We start from the raw sequence: 18,580 nt of genomic DNA, 5'->3' as shown, positions 1-18,580 counted from the left end.
CGCCCCGGGGTTCGGGGCGCCGACGGTACGGCCTTGGGGCAGGACAGTGGTCATGCTGTAGCGTATCTCCCGAGCGTGCTAGGCTTTGCCGTAACCACGGGCGTTGGACATCAGGACAGCGGCCAAGGTCGCTAACGGCAACCTGGAGAAGGCCTCTGCCCCCGAGAATAAGCTCATGAGTATAAAGGTTAAGCGTTCACGCGCACAGCCCATGTCTCGCCTGCTGGGCGGCGGCGGCGAATTGGCTCCGCTGATGCGCACGGCGAGGCTTATCGCACGTGCCCAGCAGCACCTTCGGGACCACCTGCCGGAAGAAGTGGGCGAACACGTCCATGTCGGGGGCTTTCGTGAAGGGAAGTTGACGATCATCACCGACCGTGCCGTGTGGTTGACCTGGCTACGCTACGAACAGCAGCGCCTGCTCACCCTGCTGCATCAACTGCCGGAGTTCGCCGCGGTCACGGGGTTCACCCTCAAGGTGCGGCCTGTACGCCCACTCAAGGTACCACCACGCCAGGTGCGCCAGCTGCCTGCACCCGCCGCCGACGAGATCGCCGCCTGCGCCGCGGACACCGAGGACCCCCGGCTCAAACGTGCCCTGGAGCGCCTCGCCTCCCACGCACAGCGAAGCGATTAGACCAACTTGCGCGGGATGGTGTAATCCCAGGTTCGCGAGTAGACCCGGCGCTCCCCTTCGTAGGCATCCAGCGTGGCATGCAGGAAGAAATCGGAGGCACTCGAGGTCTGTACGGTGCGTGTCACGATACTGACCTGCCAATCGCCCCGCTTAAGCGAACGCTCCCAGACGCTCTCCCCACTCACGGAATCGAAGTCGTCGTCCCGTGAGCGATAGCGCTCCACGGCCCGGGTGGTGACCTCCAGGCCACTATCCTCGAGCCGCACCGTGCCGCTGTCGTTGATCACCTCAAGGGTCGATACATCCTCAGCCAGGTCGCGATGGACATACCAGTTGTGATGTTCCGGTTCCAGCGGCGTCGAGGGGATGGTCGGGGCGGCTTCCGCGTCGCCAAACCGCACCAGGTCTGCGTCCTCCTTCCTCGGTTTGCGCACAGGCAGGACCAGCTCGCTCCCCTTGTCGAAGAGGGTCAGCCGGACAGGCTCGGGAGGCGGCCAGGCCAACGGCCAGTAGGAGGTGGAGAGTGACAGACGGAGCCGGTGGCCGCGGGGAAAGACCTGGGCCACGTCGTTGAGCTGGATCCTGACCCGGTAGCGGCGACCTGGCTCCAGCGGCTGCGGATTCGCATGTCCATCCCGGTGGGTCAGGTTGAGCAGGCCGTAGGTGACGCGAGTGGCCTTGTCGTCGGGGGCCACATCGGAGAGTCGTGCCGCCACCATGGCCACGGGACGATCGGATGCCACCTCCAGCTCCAGCTCGGGAGCGCCCATCATTTCCAGCGTCTCGTCAAGCGGCAGGCTGTCGAAGGTCAATGCACCGCCATCCTCCTCGCGCTGGTCATGTGCCAGGTCGGGGCCGGCTGAGTAGGAGCACCACTTGCCGGCGAAGAGCCCACAAGTCAGCGGCGACTGCACCGTCAGCGCCGTTTCCTCGCTGCGCCGCTTGTCGTCCAGCGCCAGTCGACCTGGTGCCAGGAGCAGTGTCCAGTACTCGATATTGGGTGACGGCCAGGCCGGCTCCGCCACCCAGCGTCCCGGGCGATGCCCGTAGCGGGTCGTCGGTGGCACGCTGTCCTGCATCCACACCCGGATGGCCGGATCCTGCTCCACCCCGGTGGCTTCCCCCTTGAGATAACGCCCCCACCAGCGCAAGCACTCCTGCAGGAAGCCGATGGCTGGGCCGGGCTCGCCGATATGGGGATACTTGTGGCTCCAGGGCCCTATCAGTCCCTTGCACTGTTCGGGCAGCTGGCTCACCAAACGCTTGACCGCATTGGAGTAGCCGTCTGCCCAGCCGCTGGCGGCGAGTACCGGCACCTGCACCCGGGAAAAATCCTCGCAGATGGAGCCGTGCTGCCAATAGGCATCGCGATGGGGGTGCGCTAGCCAGGTCGAAAGCCACAAGCCGCTCCCCTCGAGTCGCTGGTGCCACATGTCGCGCCAGGCATCACCCACGATGGTGGGGTCGGGGGGCAGTGAGTTGTAGGCAAACATGGTGGATGCCCAGGAAAGGTTGTCCCCCAGCAGACAGCCTCCCATGTAGTGAACATCATCGGTATAGCGGTCGTCGGTGGAGCAGACGCTGACCACCACCTTGAGCTCGGGGGGGCACCGGGCAGCGAGCTGAAGCCCATTGAAGCCGCCCCAGGAGATGCCGATCATGCCGATGTTGCCGTCGCACCAGGCTGGGCGGCAATCCAGCGCAGTATCGACTCCCCATCCGTCAACTCCTGCTCCAGATATTCATCCTCGAGCACTCCGCCGGAGTCGCCGCTGCCTCGTAGATCGACGCGCAAGGCAGCATAGCCATGGCCGGCAAAATAGTGGTGGTGCATGGCGTCGCGCTTCGCCGAGCCGTCCCGCAGCCGGTAGGGGATGTACTCGAGGATGGCCGGCACCGGGTTCTCATTCGCTTCTTCGGGCAGCCATAAGCGCGCATTCAACTGCACGCCATCGGGCATGGGAATCCAGACAGGATCCCGACACTCGACCGAATGGGGGAATTCGTTCACGACTTTCATCAAGGCCCTCCCGTGACTGACTGGAAAAGCGGGCCATAATGGCCTGGCTCAATTCGAGGCGGAGACCGGCTCGATATCGAACGAGAGCATCTCCCGGCACTGCTCGATGCGGGAAAGCAGATCGGCATGGGATTCGCCGCCGATGAAGAGCACCCCGAGCTCGTAGGAGAAGCTGTCCTGATGCATCAGCGTGGATAGGCGCATGCCCTCGCTCACGTTGAACTCGACCTTGGTCCCGGGGAATGTCTCCTCGACCCGCCGAACCTCCTCAGCGGCCGGCATGCGACGAACCACGCCATCCTCGAAGACGCGCAGCATCTGCTTGGCGGCAACGGGATACTGTCCCTGCCGGTAAGGCATCCTTGGCTTGATGCCAAGCGCCGTGTCGACCATCACCTGGAAATGGGGCGCGCCATCCACCAACTGGTAGATGGCGGCATGGGAGCGCGACAGGCGAGGATTGATCTCGAGCACCCAGATGCGGTCGCTCTCCGCCTCGTGGTAGAACTCGATATTGAAGGGGCCGTTATCGAAGCCAAGCTGCCTGACCACCGCCCGCGCATGGCCTACCATCCGCTTCTGTACGGGCTCGGGCAGGCGGGAGGGATATTCATAGCGCAGCAGCACCGAGCGATGGGTCTCATCACGAACGGAGTCGATCATGCCGCTACCGGTGAGATGGACTTGCCCGTCCTGTACGTAACCCTCCAGCGTGCACTGGGTGCCGGCTGAGATGATCGCCTCCGCGATGCAATGATGCCCGGTGACCCAGGCCACCTCGTCGGGCAGCTCGGCGTAGGAACAGACCTCATCGAACGGTTTGCCGAAACGACCAATGCCCTGGCGGATACGCGGCATGACCTCACGTAGCTGTTCCGGTGTGTCGATGCGAAAACCCAGCTGCGAGGAGTGAGCCTTGATCGGCTTGATCCAGAACGGATAGTCGATCTCGACCTTTTCGACGGCATAGTCATCGAAGGGATCCACGGCCTGGAAAGGCGGCACACACTCGGGTATGACGCTGCGCTGCTCGACTCGGCTCCAATACTTGTGCTCGCACTTGAGCACCGCTTCCAGCGAGGGTCCGGGAAGACCCAGGCGCTGCCTCAGCACCGGTATCAGCGCGCTGGTGGGAAAGTCCCAGTATCCCACGATGGCATCCACGGAGCCGTCGAAGCGCGCCACCTCATCCAACGCATCAGCGACCAGACGCTTGAAGGGGTACTCAGCGGCATGGACCACCTCATCGAGCGACAGCAGGCTATGAAAAGCATAGTCCCTGGCCTGGTTGAGCATAGGCAGCAGATGCCTGCCCAGCTCGTCATAGCCAACCACGAAAACGTTCCACCTCATGCGTGCCTTCTCCTTGTCGAAAATCTCCCTTCGTCAAGCGCAAGGGCAGGCGCTTCTTGGTTGCCCTTTTCGGTCGAGCCAGCGAGCAGCGACAGCCTCACGCCAATCACTACCGCTCATTCCAATCGATAGGTATCACCCCCGACCTCGACTTGCCTGATATCGGCATACGAGACCATCACACCCTGGATGTCGCCAGGATCACCGTCGTGCTCTGCCAGCGTTGTCTCGGGAATGACCTTCACTCCGGTAGCCCCGACATGCTGAACGCGAGCCGAGAAACGTTTTCCTTCGCACTCCACGACCACTCGCTCACCAAACATGCAGCGCCCAATCTGGACCAGCAACTCGGCTTCACTCACTGGCTTGACGGCCATCTCTCTCCTCCCTGATTCGTAGGTCTTTCATTGCTTGCCTGTCCAAATGACAAGCGAAAGGCGCATGAATTCACCCTGCTCCTAGTACTGTAGGCAAATTTCCCGACCTGCACTCGCAAACGGGCCGTCTGGGTTGCCGGTGGCCAATCCCCCGGCCCTGGCGCTATCCTTAAACGATCTTCGCCAGTTCGCTCACGGCTCGACGCACCGCCGCTTCAGCAACGCTTCAGGAACCCAACATGTCCCTCAGCAAGACCCGCTCCAGCTTCTATCGTCGCCTCTACGTGGCTCACCTGATCAGGACCGGATTCGCCAGCGTGCCGGCCATCACCGGGGCAACCGGCATGCCGAGACGCACCGCCCAGGACACCATCACGGCCCTGGCAGAGCTCGACATCCGCTGCGAGTTCGAGCCCGGTGACGGCGCGAGGCACAATATCGGACGCTATGTGATACGCGACTGGGCCCCATCTCCCCTGACTGGACCTCGGCCCATGCGGACCGGCTTCGCCAAGCGCTCGGCTACCCGGCGATGCCATGAGCCGTATGCGCCCCACCCTGCCACTACCGCTGCAAGATCGCCTGTTCAGGCCCGCCTGGCTTGGGCTAGCCTGGCTGGGGCCCGCCCTGCTGCTGCTCACCCTGCTGCCTGCGGGCGGCTGCGCCAGCAACGAAACGCTGCAGACACCCGGCCCGGGGGCAGAAGAACCTCAGCTCACAACTCACCAGGTCATTGCCGACGATGGCTACCGTCTCCCCCTACGCCATTGGCCCGCCCAGGGAGAACTCGGCACCGTGGTTCTGGCGGTGCACGGCTTCAATGACCATGCCGGTAGTTTCAGTGTGCTTGCCGACGCCCTGACCCGCCAGGGTGTGGAAGTCTATGCCCATGATCAGCGCGGCTTCGGCACCACCGAGCAGCGTCGCATCTGGGCGGGGCATCAGCGACTGGGCGATGACGTGACACTGCTGGCCGAGCTGTTACGTGAACGCCACCCGAACACGCCGCTCTACCTGATCGGCAAGAGCATGGGAGCGGCTATCGTGATACTCGCCATGACCGACGACGACGCCCCTCCTGTGGATGGCAGCGTATTGATTGCCCCCGCCGTGTGGGGGCAGCAGGCGATGCCCTGGTATCAGCGGCTGGGCCTGTGGCTCGGCGTTCGCCTGGTACCCCAGCTCTCCTTTTCGGTACGTACCACTCGGCGCCTGGGAATAGAACCCACCGATGACGAGACGATCAAGCGCCAGTTGGCCGAGGATCCGCTGATCCTGCGCAGCGCCCGTGTCGACACCCTGGCCGGCTTGACCCAGGCAATGGGAGAGGCCCTGGAAGCCGCCAGTGAACTGCCGGGGCCGACCTTGATCCTGTATGGCGACGAAGACCAGGTCATCCCGGCCGAGGCATTCTGTGCCCTGCTGGACAAGCTGCCCGAACCACGCCCTACCGAAATACCTGGCTGGCGCATGGTGCTCTACCCGGACGGCTATCATATGCTGACTCGCTATACCCAGCGCGGTCGCACCGAGCAGGATATCGTCGCCTGGCTGACCAATCCGGCCGGCCCCCTGCCTTCCGGCCACGAGACGAGTCGTGACCAGGCCCGCGAGGCGCTTTGCCACCGAGGTGGGCGCCATGGCAATCGACGCACTGCAGACGGCAGTATGCCTTGAGCATGACCAACACACCCGTGGTTGACATGTGACGAAATAGGGCGGAGTGTCGTTGGATGATCGTTGATCGGCATGGAGCAGCCACCCATGACAACGGCTAGCTCGACGAGCCTGTCAAGCCGTTCGATGCCACCATCGAGCGACTTTTCGCCGCAAATGCCATTGCTGCGGTTTCTCGCGTATTCGAGGTGATAGATTCAGCATGCCTTCTGATGCTTGATGTCGAGAGGGGCTGGGAGCCCTTTACCCACGTGTCAAGGCGACCCGGTCGCTATCCGGGCCGAAGGCCTGAGCCGGACACCCTCCCGGCCGGGGCCAAGGGTGATTATCCACACCCTTCGGTCTCGGCGAAGCACGCCAATCAGTTCCTTGCCCGAATGCTTCCTGCTCAGCGACCTTCTCAACGTGCTGGGCCGGGCGATATTCCAACCGCTGAATGTGATCAAGTCATGCATCTGGCCCGGCATGGCTGGGCGTCGGTACGGTAGCCGAAGATGCCTGGCTGGCAAGGGCGACAAGTCTGCTCGTGATCGAGCATCAATTTCCTGCATAAGGAAGATGGAGAACAACATATGTCGATTGCAACAGAAACCCCGGTGACCAAGGACGTTTCAAGCTGGACCGATCCAACCATGGACTCGGTCAAGGGAACCGAAACGCCCAAGGACCCCAGCAAGGCTATATCGCGCTGCTGGGCTGGAGCGTCAATGCCATCAAGGCCGCACAGAAATTCAATCGACGCTATATTGTGGTGGCGCCGGATTGGGCCGCCGATTTCTGCGAAGCCAACAAGATCCCATACATGCAGTGGGACTTCCTGCGCCTGAATGATCGCTCCGTGGAGATTGCGCAACGGCTCAAGGAGGAAGGCGTAGACGTGGCCATACCGCTGTTCGAGGAAACCGTCGAATGGTCGGGTGCAATCAACTCCGTCCTGATGGACAACCCGCGCATGTTCGGACAATCCATCCTGTTCAGGGACAAGGCGCTGATGAAGCGACGCGCCCAGCTGGGCGGCATTCGCGTGGGTATCTTCGAGGAAGCCCATGAGAAGGAAGACATCATCCGCTTCATGAAGCGGGTCAACCAGACGCTGCTCAAGCTCGACGGCGACCCCGATGATCCGATTCATGTCAAGGCCTTCGACAAGGCAGGCTGCCTGGGACACCGCATGATCCGCAGGATAGACGAGATCGACAGCATCCCGGCCGAAGAGTATCCCCTGCTGATGGAGAGTCACCTTGATGGCTGGGAGTTTGCCGTCGAGGCCTGGATCCATGATGGCAAGATCAAGTTCCTCAATATCTCCGAGTACGTGACCCTGGGATATTCGGTGTTCGTTCCTGCCACACGGGAACTCGAGAGCTGGCGTACCGCCATCACCAAGCAGATCGAGAAGCTGATCAAGACGTTCGACATCCAGTTCGGCCTGATCCATCCCGAGTACTTCGTGGCGGCGGATGGTGAGATGTATTTCGGTGAGGTTGCCTATCGCCCACCCGGCTTCAAGGCCTTCGAGCTCATCGAGCGCGCCTACGGATTCAGTGCCTACCAGGCATCGATGCTGGTTTTCGACCCCAAGAGCACCCAGGAGGAGGTCGATGCTTTCTTCCCCCGGGAGGTGGTCGACGCGAAAGGCTATGCGGGCTGCTTCGGCGTCTACCCAAGGCGTCGTGTCGTCAGCAAACTGGAGATGCCCAAGGAGACCGTCGAACATCCGTACTTCGAGTCCCACGAGCTGGTGGCCCCGGCCGAAGAAACGGTGCCGGACCGGTCGCCTTCGGCACACACTGGGGTCTCATCTTCTTCTTCGGTGACGACCCCATCAAGATGCGGGACCTGTTGAAGGCTCAAGAGGACCTGGACTTCTACGTCTAGGGCCGACTTCCTTTCACGCTGATGTGACCAGGGGCAGGGGCTAAGCCCTGCCCATTGCAAGCAGGCACATCGAGGCCGCCCAGCCCTGCTCAACGCAACACGCTACCCGTTGAGCCACTCTTCCCCTGCGACAACCCGCCGAGCCCATTGGACTTCGGTTAGCTGCGTGCCAGGCTCCAACCGGGAGCGAGGCGCGGCCGACACCGACTTTGCGTTCAAAGGCCCTGGGCACCTCGGCGCAGCCAGCCGTGCATGAAGACGAGCTTGCGGCGCACCGCTTGGGAAAGCACAAAGGGGTAGAGATCCGACAGCCCCATCGCGCGATTGATGTGGTTGATCGCCATGACCTGATGCGTCGCCACGTGGATCAAGCGCTCGGCATCTGCTTCCATATAGGGGTCCCATCCGGGGTACGGCAGATCGGCAGAGGAGAGACCCGCGGCAACGAAACTATCGGCGATATCGGTGAGATGTAACAGGTGGGAAGCCGTTTCAGCCCAGTCCTCGTGGGGGTGAGCGGAGGCATAGGTGCTGACGAAGCTTGAGCGCCAATCAAGCGGCGGCCCTTCGTGATAGTGTCGCTTGAGCGCCGCGGGATAGTCCTGCCGCTCGTCGCCGAACGTGGTTCGGAAAGCGTCGAGAAAATCGTCCCGCAGGCTGAGTCGCCACCAGAGCATATGCGCGATCTCGTGACGCATATGGCCGATCATGGTGCGATAGGGCTCTTCGAGGGCCTCGCGGCGGCTAGTACTCAGGATCGGGTCTGCCTCCGCCACACTGATCGTCACTACGCCCCCGACATGTCCCATGGGCACCGGGGTATGACCCTCGGCCAGCATGTGAAACACCGGGCGAGCGCCGGGATCCTCAGGTCGAAACCAGTTCCAGCGGCCCAGATTATCGAGCACCCAGCGCTTGGCAGCCTCGGTCTTCGCCCAGTGAGGGATAGCATTGGGAATGGAGGTATCCGGAGCCAGCTCAGTCATGGCGCAGGCTCGACAGAAGGCGCCTGCTGGGGGGCGATCCAATTGCAGCCGATAACGTCGCGATTGGCGCAGTATGGGGGCATGGTGATGAAAGCCCTGGCCTGAGGATCATAGGCAACCGGTGTGCCTATGGCGGTGGCGAGGTTGTCGAACCACAGAGACCCGAGACCGACGGGGTTGGCAAAAACACGCATGGCAGTGACTCCTGAACAACGCCAGAGCGGCGGGCCATGGGAGCAGTAGCAGCTGTATGCTGCTATTCCGCTAACAGCGTATCACTGATACCACCGCAGCATCCTGCCACTTATCGTATTGCCCAACGGAACGGCGACAGGACGCCTGGGCGTATGCCCCCACCCGGCGGCACGCCATCGAGAGGGTCACTGCCGGTCTTGGCGGGACTCCCCCAACAGCGACCCTGTCTGCCGCCAAAACTGTCGTGATGCCGCACCAGCGTATCCATCCGCTCGATGCCTCCCGGCCACCACTGGTGCCAGCGACAACCCACGAAAAAAAGCGGCGGGCAAATGCCCGCCGCGAAACGATCAGAACAGCACTGACCGAGAGAGATGCCTGGCTGGATTAGATTTCGAAACCGCGACCGAAGTCCTCGGACGAGAGAGCCATCAGCGGCTCCGCCCCAGCCTGCACCATGGCGGCATGGGCACGGGTGCGCGGCAACAGGCGCGTGAAGTAGAAACGTGCAGTCTTGATCTTGGCTTCGTAGAAGGCCGCATCGTCGCTGCCGGCAGCGAGTGCCGCAGCGGCCTGCTTCGCCGCACGGGCGAAGAGGTAGGCCAGGGTCACATAGCCGGAGTACATCAGGTAATCGACGCTGGCGGCACCCACTTCCTCACGATCCTGCATGGCCTTCATGCCGATACCCATGGTCAGCTCGCCCCATTCGGCATTCAGCTTGGCCAGTGGCCCGGTGAATTCGGCCAGCTCGGCATTCTCGGCCTCGGCCTGGCAGAACTTGTGGATCTGCTTGGTGAAGACCTTGAGCGTCTCGCCCTGACTCATCAGGACCTTGCGGCCAAGCAGGTCAAGGGCCTGGATGCCTGTCGTGCCCTCATAGAGGCGGGTGATGCGCGCATCGCGAACCAGTTGCTCCATGCCCCACTCCTGGATGAAGCCGTGGCCACCGAAGACCTGCACCCCCTCGTTGGTGGCTTCGAAGCCACCTCGGTAAGGAAGGCCTTGACGATGGGTGTCAGCAGGCCCAGCAGCACCTCCGCTTGCTCTCGCTCGGCGGCATCCGGGCCATGCTCGACGATATCCAGCATCTGAGCGGTATACAGCACCAGCATGCGGCCACCTTCGGCGAAGGCCTTCTGGGTCAGCAGCATGCGACGAACGTCGGGATGGACGATGATCGGGTCGGCGGGTTTCTCGGGCGCCTGGGGGCCGGAGAGCGCCCGCATCTGCAAACGGTCACGAGCATAGGCCAGGGCGTTCTGGAAGCTTGCCTCGGTCAGGCCCAGACCCTGGATACCCACGCCCAGCCGGGCCGCATTCATCATGGTGAACATGCAGGCCAGGCCCTTGTTGGGCGGCCCCACCAGGTAGCCGCGGGAGCCATCGAAGTTCATCACGCAGGTGGCGTTGCCGTGGATGCCCATCTTGTGCTCCAGGGAGCCGCAGGAAACGCCGTTGCGCTCGCCGGGGTTGCCGTCGGCGTCGGGCAGGAACTTCGGCACCACGAACAGCGAGATGCCCCTGGAGCCCTCGGGGGCGTCCGGCAGCTTGGCCAGCACCAGATGGACGATGTTCTCGGCCAGGTCATGTTCGCCGGCCGAGATGAAGATCTTGGTGCCGGTGATGTCGTAGCCGCCGTCGGCTGCCGGCACGGCACGGGTCTTGATCAAGCCCAGGTCGGTGCCGCAGTGGGGCTCGGTCAGGCACATGGTGCCGGTCCAGACGCCCTCCACGAGCTTGGTCAGGTAGGTGGCCTGCTGCTCCTCGGTGCCGTGGTGACGCAGGGCATCGGCGGCGCCGTGGGAAAGCCCCGGGTACATGCCCCAGGCCAGGTTGGTGGAGCAGACCATCTCGTTGAGTACCATGGCCAGCGAATGGGGCAGCCCCTGCCCGCCGTGCTCCGGAGACGCCGCCAGGCTCGGCCAACCACCTTCCACGTACTGCTCGTAGGCCGCCTTGAAGCCCTTTGGCGCCTTGACCTCGCCGCCCTCGAGCAAGCACCCCTCCTGGTCACCCGTCTGGTTCAGTGGCAGCAGCACCTCGCGGGCGAAGCGTGCGCCCTCCTCGAGAATGGCGGCAACCACGTCGGGAGAGGCCTCTTCACCGCCCGGAAGACGGGCATAGTGAGCAGGGTAATCCAGCATCTCGTCCATTACGAAGCGCAGGTCGCGCAGGGGGGCCTGATAGTCGGGCATTTCTACTCTCCACAAAGGGTCGCCACAAAGGATCGCCGCGAAGGCTCGCCACGGAAGGTCGCCTGAATTCGGGCGCGTGAAGGCGGCGCCGGCCGCTTTCAAACATGTGTTTGAAACTAGCTTGCGACAAGCCGAGAGTCAAGCGCTTGTTTGAGCCTTTTCGTCGAACGGGGCTCATGACATGTGCATGGCGGCGGACATGGGGGCAACGACGTGATCCTGGGCCTTGGCAAGGCCCGGCGTCAGGGCATCGCATCCTGGAGACGTGCGCGCAGCGACTCAAGCCTCGACTTGAGGGAGTTGAGGTCGTCGAAGGAGGCGCCGCTGGCCATCACCACGCAGTCCGGGATCTCCTCGGCACGCTCGCGCAGCTCCCGGCCGGCGTCGGTGAGGAACAGTTCGACGACCCGCTCATCGGTTGTGCTGCGCACTCTCCTGAGCAGGCCATCGGCTTCCAGGCGCTTGAACAGGGGGGTCAACGAACCGGTATCGGTCATCAGTCGACGGCTGATGGTACCCGCGCTGAGGCCATCCTCTTCCCACAGTGTCATCATGACCAGGTACTGCGGATAGGTGAGGCCCAGCGCCTGAAGCAGGGGCTTGTAGAACTTGGTCATCAGGAGGGAGGTGGAGTAGAGGGCGAAGCAGAGCTGATCGTCGAGCTGTAACGTGGAACAGGTATCGTTCTGGGGCATGGCTGGCGCTCCGGGTTATTGTTAGCACAATAATCTAGCGCGCCAGCCAATTCATGCCAAGCCCTGTCGCTTGCCGCCGGCGACTACTGCATGCGAATCCCGCCATCGAGGCGGATCACCTCGCCGTTGAGCATCGAATTGCCGATGATCTGCTCGGCCAGTCGGGCAAACTCATCGGGCTTCCCCAGCCGCTTGGGGAACGGGACCGAGGCAGCCAGTGCCTTGGCAGCTTCGTCGGGAATCTCGCTCATCATCGGGGTCTGGAAGACTCCGGGGGCGATGGCCATGACCCGAATGCCGTGCCGCGAGAGCTCACGGGCCGCCGGCAGGCTCATGCCCACCACCCCTGCCTTGGAAGCGCTGTAGGCACACTGCCCCACCTGGCCATCGAAGGCTGCAACGGAGGCGGTATTGATGATCACGCCACGTTCTCCGTCCTCTCCCGGCGCATTGCCCGCCATGGCGGCAGCCGCCAGGCGCATGACATTGAAGGTGCCCACCAGGTTGATCTGCACGGTGCGCGCGTAGGCGTCGAGATCGGCAGGGTTGCCCTCCCGATCGACAAGCTTGGCGACACTGACGACGCCGGCACAGTGCACCACGCCCGCCATGCCCTTCTCGCCCCCCAGCGACACGGCAGCATCGACCGCAGCCTGCATGTCCGCGGCGGAAGTCACATCGCCGCGGCAGGCCCGGGCGGCCGCTCCCAGGCTTGCGGCATGAGCCACCACGCTGTCGTTGAGGTCGCACAGCACCACTCGCCCGCCGGCGGCGACAATGCGCTCCGCGGTGGCCGCCCCCAGGCCGGAGGCGGCACCGGTAATCAGGAATGTGTTGTCCTTCAGTTGCATCGAATCGTCTCCGTCTTCATTTCGCGCCTTCCGGCTTTGCCTGCTCCGCCGCATCGGCACGCAGCTTGAAGCGCTGTATCTTGCCACTGGGTGTCTTGGGTAGTGTATCGACGAATTCAATCACGCGGGGAAAAGCGTGGGTGGACAGCCGTTCGCGCACCTGCTGACGAATCTCGTCGGCCAGGGCGTCGCTGGCCTCGTAGCCGTCGCGCAGCACGATATAGGACTTGATGATCTCGCCTCGGATCTCGTCAGGCTGACCCACGGCCGCGGACTCCGCTACCGCAGGATGGGTCATGACCGTGTTTTCGACGTCGGTGGGGCCGACCCGGTATCCGGCGGTGGTGATGATGTCATCGTCGCGGCCGGCGAACTGGAAGGTGCCGTCCTCGTTGCGAATGACCACATCGCCGGTCAGGTAGTAGCCCTTGGCGAAGGGGTGCTTCTCCTGCCAGGTATAGCCGGCGAAGAAGTGGGCGGGAGACCGCTCGACATCCACCGCCAGCACGCCCGGCTCGCCCGCAGGCAACTCGTTGTACTCGGCATCGAGGATCGCCAGCCGATAGCCCGGCATCGGCACGCCCATGGCGCCGACATGCTTGGGATGTTCCAGGGCGTGGTGATTGCAGCAGGTCATGCCGGTCTCGGTCTGGCCATAATGGTCCATGACCGGACAGCCCAGCGAACGCTCGACCCAGGAGACCACTTCGGTATTGAGCGGCTCGCCGGCGGAGCTGGCCACCCGAAGCTCGAGTGTCTCATGGGCACTGTCGAACAGCCCCGATGCCTTCATCAACCGGTAGGCGGTGGGCGCGGCGGCGAAGTTGGTGATGCGGTGGCGCTTCATGAAGGCCATGGCACCCTCGGCACTGAAGCCCGCCTCGCAGAAATGGGTGGTGACGCCCAGCAGCAGCGGCCCGGCAATGGCGTAATAGAGGCCGTAGGCCCAGCCCGGGTCGGCCATGTTCCAGAAGCGGTCGTCTTCCCGCAGGTCGATGGCCAGCTCCATGTAAAGGGCGAAGGCCGGCATGCCGGAGAGCGGCACCGCAACGCCCTTGGGCTTGCCCACGGTGCCGGAGGTAAACATCTGCAGGAAAGGGGCATCCGGTGCCAGGCGGGGTGGCTGGGTCTCGATGGGTGAGTGCGCGAGGGCATCGCTCCAGTCCAGGTCCTCGCCATGCTCGGCGCTGGGCCCTCCCACGGCAAGCACCGGCGGACACTGGGTGAGGCCCTCGAACTTGAAGCGGTTATCGTGATCGGTAATCACCAGCTTGGTGTCGGCACGCCCCAGACGATAGTCCACGGCATCCGGCCGAAGGCCGTGAACAGCGGCTGGTAGACCGCGCCGATGCGCCAGGTAGCCAGCACTGCCACCAGCAGCTGAGAAGAGCGTGGCAGCATGCAGGCGATCCGGTCGCCCACCCCCAGGCCCCGCTCGGCCAGCCAGCCGGCCAGCTTGGCGCTCTCGGCCTCCAGCTCGGCATAGGTCATCTGGTTGACGTTACCGCTGACGTCCTCGTGCACCAGGCCAGCACATCGCCACGTCCCGTTCTCAGGTGCTGGCCGCAGCAGGATTCGAAGGCGTTGAACTTGCCGTCCCGATGATCGTCGAGACGGGCAATGACTTCATCGATGGAAAATCGCTCGAGGAAGGCGGAATACTCGGGAAGGGATTGGGTGCTCATTAACTGCCCTCTTGTGCTTGGAACCCGATTCTGCGCTGCGCTCTCACACCGGCCGGAAGTGCCCCGTAAGACGTGCGACGCGAACCGTTCGCTCCTTTGTGCTTGTTGTTGGCATTGGGTGAAGCGTCTTGCAGCGCAGGCGCCGTCGAGGCCACCTGCCGCGCAATGGAAGAAGTTGCTCACTTCTGGATAGATTCAGTTAACGTAAGCGTCAACCTAGCAAGCGCTAGGTACAAGCTAGAAGCAAAGCGCTCGCAGGGCAACCCCTACGAGGGCGCAGCAGGCCTATACCTTGGTCGACCCCGCCTGGGCGGCGTGGGTGGAGGGAGCGATCATGGCGATCAGTTCATGGGCCAGGTCTCGGGCTTGCGGGGGCCCTCGGGGTCATACCAGCGCACCGTCCAGTTCAGCGCCCCCATGACGAAGCGCGACACCAGGAAGCGATCACCATGAATCAGGCCGCCATCCAGTGCCTCATCGATCACCGCTTCCCACAGGCCCTCATAGGCGTCGCGGAGATGGCTGAGATGCGCCCGGGCCTCGGTGCCCAGGCGACGCCACTCGTAAAGGGCCACCACATGGGCGTTGCGGTCGGTGAGCAGGGTCTCCAGATGCGCCCGGGCCATGGCATGCAGCCGCTCCTCGGGGGAATCGCCGCACTGCTCGAGCGCATGGCGCGCCAGCGAAAGGGCATTCTGAGTCCCCTCCTCGATCACCGCGGCGAGGATCTCCTGCTTGTCGCGAAAGTGGTGGAACAGGCTGCCGGACTTGATGCCCATCTCCTGGGCGAGCATACGTACCGTCGTCCGGTCGAAGCCCTCCTGCACGAACAACTGGGCGGCCAGGCGGGTCAATTCCTTGCGGCGGGGGGACTCGTTAACGACATTCATCGGGTTTACACTAGCGCTTGCTTGGTTGATCTTGAGAAAAACACAGCCCCGCCGACAGGTCAATCCAACTGAAAGTCCGGCGCTCGTACCGAATACCTATACTGAACAACATCCACACTGAACAACATCCACACTGAACAACATCCGCCACTCTCCGGGAGAACACACCATGAGCAGCCCCACCGATATCGTCTTCCTTTCCGCAGCTCGCACCCCCATGGGGGGCATGCTGGGAAGCCTTTCCAGCATGACGGCTCCCGAACTCGCCGCCACCGCCATTCGCGCCGCCATCGAACGGGCCGGCATCGAAGCCTCTGCCATCGACGAGGGAATCATGGGCTGCGTGCTGCCGGGCGGTGTCAAGCAGGGTCCCGCCCGCCAGGCCATGCGCCAGGCCGGCATTCCCGATGGCATCGGTGCCACCACCATCAACAAGCTTTGCGGCTCGGGCATGAAGGCCGCCATGCTGGCCCACGACCTGATCCGCGCCGCAGCGGCGAGATCCTGCTGGCAGGCGGCATGGAGTCCATGTCCAACGCCCCCCACGTGCTGACCAAGGCGCGCACCGGCTACCGCCTAGGCCACGGCGAACTCAAGGACCACATGTTCCTCGACGGCCTCGAGGATGCCGAAACCGGCAAGCTGATGGGGGTCTTCGCCCAGGACGTCGCCAGCTCACGCGACTACAGCCGCGAGCGGCTGGATGACTTCGCCATCGCCTCGCTCGAGCGAGCCATGGAGGCCACCAACGCCGGCCACCTGAACGCCGAGATGGCCCCGGTCACCGTCACCAGCCGCAAGGGCGAGACCCTGGTCGAGCATGACGAGCAGCCCTTCCAGGCCCGGCTCGACAAGATCCGCGAGCTGCGCCCGGCCTTCGCCAAGGACGGTACCATCACCGCCGCCAACGCCAGCTCGATCTCCGACGGTGCCTCGGCGCTGATACTGGCCAGCCAGGCAGCGGCAGACCGGCATGGCGTCAAGCCCCTGGCCCGCATGCTCGGCCACAGCACCCACTCCCAGCACCCCAGCGAGTTCACCATCGCCCCGGTGGGCGCCATCGACAAGCTGATGAAGAAGCTGGACTGGCGTGTGGCCGACGTCGACCTGTTCGAGATCAACGAGGCCTTCGCCGTGGTCACCCTGCTGGCCATGGACGGACTCGACATTCCCCACGACAAGGTCAACGTCTATGGCGGCGCCTGTGCCCAGGGCCATCCCATCGGCTCCACCGGCTCGCGTATCATCGCCACCCTGATTCATGCGCTGCGTACCAGGGGCGGCAAGCGCGGCATCGCCAGCCTTTGTATCGGCGGCGGCGAGGCCACCGCCGTGGCGGTCGAGCTGATCGACTAACACCCGCCTGACGCTCGACCAGGCCACCCAGGAGCCAGCGTCAACGGACGCTGGCTTTCCTCTGCCTGGACTCACCCGGCCTGGGCTAACAGGAGACAACCGTGGTAAAGGAATTCTGGATCGACACCTCGCAGGGCCGACTCTTCGTCAGTCACTGGGAATACGACCGTGTCGATGGGCTTCCCCCCATCGTGCTGCTGCATGATTCACTGGGCTGTGTCGCGCTCTGGCGGGACTTCCCGGCACGACTGGCGGAGGCGACGGGCCGCGAGGTGATCGCCTACGACCGCGTTGGCTACGGGCGCTCGACTCACTACCCGGGGCCGCAGCCGTCCACCTTCATCGCCGACGAGGCGACAGGAGCCTTTACCGCCGTTCGCGAGCAATTGGGACTGGAGCGTTTCGTTCTCCTCGGCCACAGTGTGGGCGGCAGTATGGCCGCCTACGCAGCCGGCCATCATCAGGACGGCTGCGAGGGACTGCTTACCGTGGCGGCCCAGGCCTTTACCGAACCCTGCACCCTCGCCGGTATTCGCGAGGCGGAGCATGCCTTCCTGCAGCCGAATGGCCTGTCGCGGCTGGCGAAGTACCACGGAGAGAAGGCTGAATGGGTACTGCGCAGCTGGGTCGACAACTGGCACTCCGAGGCCTTCCGTGAGTGGGGGCTGGATGACGCCCTCGCTCGGGTGTGCTGCCCTACGCTGGCCATCCATGGCGAACTCGACGAGTACGGCTCACGGGAACAGCCGGCACGCATCGCCGCCCTCACCCCGGGCCCCTCCGAGCCGCACCTGCTCAACGGCTGCGGGCACGTGCCCCACCGGGAATGCCCGGAGCGACTGATCGAAGCCGCTGGGGCTTTTCTCGAGGCGCTGCGGTACTCCCGATAATGTCAACTCGCCCTGCCTGCAGGATAGCCGCCGCGTAAACCGGTCACTCCCGCGGCACCACCAATCGATCGAGCCGCAGCCGCTCGCGGGAGTCGAACAACCTGCGACTGCCTGCCGCCACCGCGGCCAGGGTGCCGAAGCCGGTGCCCAGGGTAATCGTAAACATCACCAGAATCTGATACTTGACCGCCAGGGCCGGCGAGGTGCCGGCCAATATCTGGCCGGTCATCATCCCCGGGAGGCTGACCACCCCGGCGGCGGCCATGGCATTGATCATCGGCATCAGCCACTGCGCATCGCTTCGCGGCGGATGCCACCGATCGCCTCCTGCCAGGGCTGGCCGAGCATCAGCCGGTTCTCGATCACCGTCCGCTGCTGCCAGGCGGTATCGGTGAGCCGGTCCAGCGCCAGGGCGACGCCCGTCATGGTGTTGCCGAGCATCATGCCCAGCAGTGGAATGGCATACTGCGGCCGGTACCAGGGGTCGGGGCCGATGATCACCGTCAGCGTCAACACGGTGACGGTGAACGACGACAGGAACATCGAAAGCGTGCCGATGCCGAAGGCCCAGCCGCCCTTCAAGCGGCGTTTCTGCCGTGCCATTACCTCGCGGCCGGCGATCAACAACATGGCCAAGGCCATCAGGGCCACCCAGACCAGGCGTTCGGCGGCGAATAGCGCCTCCAGCACCAGGCCGATCAGTGCCAGCTGGACGACGGTGCGCAGCGCCGCGACCAGCAGGCTTTGGCTCATGCCTAGCCGCATCACGGCGGTGCAGCCGGCGAGCACGATGACCATGGAAGCCGCCAGCGCCAGCTGCCACCCAGGAGAGTTCGATCACGTCCATGTCGCCGCCTCCTGCGCCAGCAGCCGGCGGTCGTCGATATGCAGA

General features: G+C 63.8%; 7 protein-coding genes and 9 pseudogenes. 6 read left to right on the top strand and 10 right to left on the bottom strand.

The features are described 5' to 3' along the window. The first annotated feature begins 211 nt into the window (after positions 1-211). Positions 212-637, top strand: a complete 426-nt coding sequence (locus Q427_RS05940; RefSeq protein WP_081785847.1) for a DUF721 domain-containing protein — start codon at positions 212-214, stop codon at positions 635-637. On the opposite strand, the pseudogene Q427_RS05935 reads toward Q427_RS05940, so the two are convergent. The 3 genes and pseudogenes from Q427_RS05935 to Q427_RS05925 all read right to left on the bottom strand — a co-directional run bounded on the left by Q427_RS05935 (position 634) and on the right by Q427_RS05925 (position 4,387). After that, positions 634-2,597: pseudogene (locus Q427_RS05935) on the bottom strand (CocE/NonD family hydrolase). The gene Q427_RS05940 and the pseudogene Q427_RS05935 overlap by 4 nt on opposite strands. A 108-nt stretch (positions 2,598-2,705) precedes the next feature. Then, positions 2,706-4,010 (bottom strand): ATP-grasp domain-containing protein, encoded by a 1,305-nt coding sequence (locus Q427_RS05930; protein ID WP_043511920.1) that lies wholly within the window; start codon positions 4,008-4,010, stop codon positions 2,706-2,708. A 116-nt stretch (positions 4,011-4,126) separates the two neighbouring features. Next, positions 4,127-4,387 carry a hypothetical protein gene (locus tag Q427_RS05925; protein WP_043511917.1) on the bottom strand — a complete coding sequence of 87 codons (261 nt, stop codon included), beginning with the start codon at positions 4,385-4,387 and terminating at the stop codon, positions 4,127-4,129. A 239-nt stretch (positions 4,388-4,626) separates the two neighbouring features. Between Q427_RS05925 and Q427_RS29815 the strand changes: the two are divergent. The 3 genes and pseudogenes from Q427_RS29815 (at position 4,627) to Q427_RS05915 (ending at position 7,942) form a co-directional block, all read left to right on the top strand. Next, positions 4,627-4,928, top strand: a pseudogene (locus Q427_RS29815) (winged helix-turn-helix domain-containing protein). Next, positions 4,925-6,064: an alpha/beta hydrolase gene (locus Q427_RS05920; protein ID WP_231613463.1), complete on the top strand. Its 1,140-nt coding sequence runs from the start codon at positions 4,925-4,927 to the stop codon at positions 6,062-6,064. Before Q427_RS29815 ends, Q427_RS05920 begins: the two are co-directional and overlap by 4 nt. Before the next feature lie 616 nt (positions 6,065-6,680). Beyond that, positions 6,681-7,942: pseudogene (locus Q427_RS05915) on the top strand (ATP-grasp domain-containing protein). A 215-nt stretch (positions 7,943-8,157) separates the two neighbouring features. Here Q427_RS05915 and Q427_RS05910 read toward each other — a convergent pair. The 6 genes and pseudogenes from Q427_RS05910 to Q427_RS05885 form a co-directional block, all read right to left on the bottom strand. Then, positions 8,158-9,122: pseudogene (locus Q427_RS05910) on the bottom strand (zinc-binding metallopeptidase family protein). A gap of 388 nt (positions 9,123-9,510) precedes the next feature. Next, a pseudogene (locus Q427_RS05905) lies at positions 9,511-11,321 on the bottom strand (acyl-CoA dehydrogenase C-terminal domain-containing protein). 242 nt (positions 11,322-11,563) lie between these two features. Beyond that, positions 11,564-12,016, bottom strand: coding sequence for a MarR family winged helix-turn-helix transcriptional regulator (locus Q427_RS05900; protein ID WP_043511915.1), 453 nt, complete (start codon positions 12,014-12,016; stop codon positions 11,564-11,566). Positions 12,017-12,099: 83 nt separating this feature from the next. Further along, a complete protein-coding gene (locus Q427_RS05895; RefSeq protein ID WP_043511912.1) occupies positions 12,100-12,867 on the bottom strand; it encodes an SDR family NAD(P)-dependent oxidoreductase in 768 nt (255 codons plus the stop codon). 16 nt (positions 12,868-12,883) lie between these two features. After that, positions 12,884-14,552: pseudogene (locus tag Q427_RS05890) on the bottom strand (AMP-binding protein). A 285-nt stretch (positions 14,553-14,837) separates the two neighbouring features. Further along, positions 14,838-15,442 (bottom strand): annotated as a pseudogene (locus Q427_RS05885) (TetR/AcrR family transcriptional regulator). Between the two features lie 169 nt (positions 15,443-15,611). Here Q427_RS05885 and Q427_RS05880 point away from each other — a divergent pair. Then, positions 15,612-16,798 (top strand): annotated as a pseudogene (locus Q427_RS05880) (acetyl-CoA C-acyltransferase). A 101-nt stretch (positions 16,799-16,899) separates the two neighbouring features. Then, the gene (locus Q427_RS05875; RefSeq protein ID WP_043511911.1) at positions 16,900-17,688 is read left to right on the top strand and encodes an alpha/beta fold hydrolase; all 789 of its coding nucleotides are present in this window, start codon (positions 16,900-16,902) and stop codon (positions 17,686-17,688) included. 43 nt (positions 17,689-17,731) lie between these two features. Here the strand turns inward: Q427_RS05875 and Q427_RS05870 are convergent. Beyond that, positions 17,732-18,453: pseudogene (locus tag Q427_RS05870) on the bottom strand (ABC transporter permease). Positions 18,454-18,580: the final 127 nt, after the last annotated feature.

It is taken from the genome of Halomonas sp. BC04 (genome assembly GCF_000568385.1).
The sequence above is the reverse complement of the archived record's forward strand: the minus strand, read 5'-3'. Positions and strand labels throughout refer to the sequence as shown.

Excerpts from the sequence above, each read along its gene's own strand:
- Q427_RS05940 (WP_081785847.1), top strand. The coding sequence starts at position 212 with ATGTCTCGCCTGCTGGGCGGCGGCGGCGAATTGGCTCCGCTGATGCGC.
- Q427_RS05930 (WP_043511920.1), bottom strand. The coding sequence starts at position 4,010 with ATGAGGTGGAACGTTTTCGTGGTTGGCTATGACGAGCTGGGCAGGCAT.
- Q427_RS05925 (WP_043511917.1), bottom strand. The coding sequence starts at position 4,387 with ATGGCCGTCAAGCCAGTGAGTGAAGCCGAGTTGCTGGTCCAGATTGGG.
- Q427_RS05920 (WP_231613463.1), top strand. The coding sequence starts at position 4,925 with ATGAGCCGTATGCGCCCCACCCTGCCACTACCGCTGCAAGATCGCCTG.
- Q427_RS05900 (WP_043511915.1), bottom strand. The coding sequence starts at position 12,016 with ATGCCCCAGAACGATACCTGTTCCACGTTACAGCTCGACGATCAGCTC.
- Q427_RS05895 (WP_043511912.1), bottom strand. The coding sequence starts at position 12,867 with ATGCAACTGAAGGACAACACATTCCTGATTACCGGTGCCGCCTCCGGC.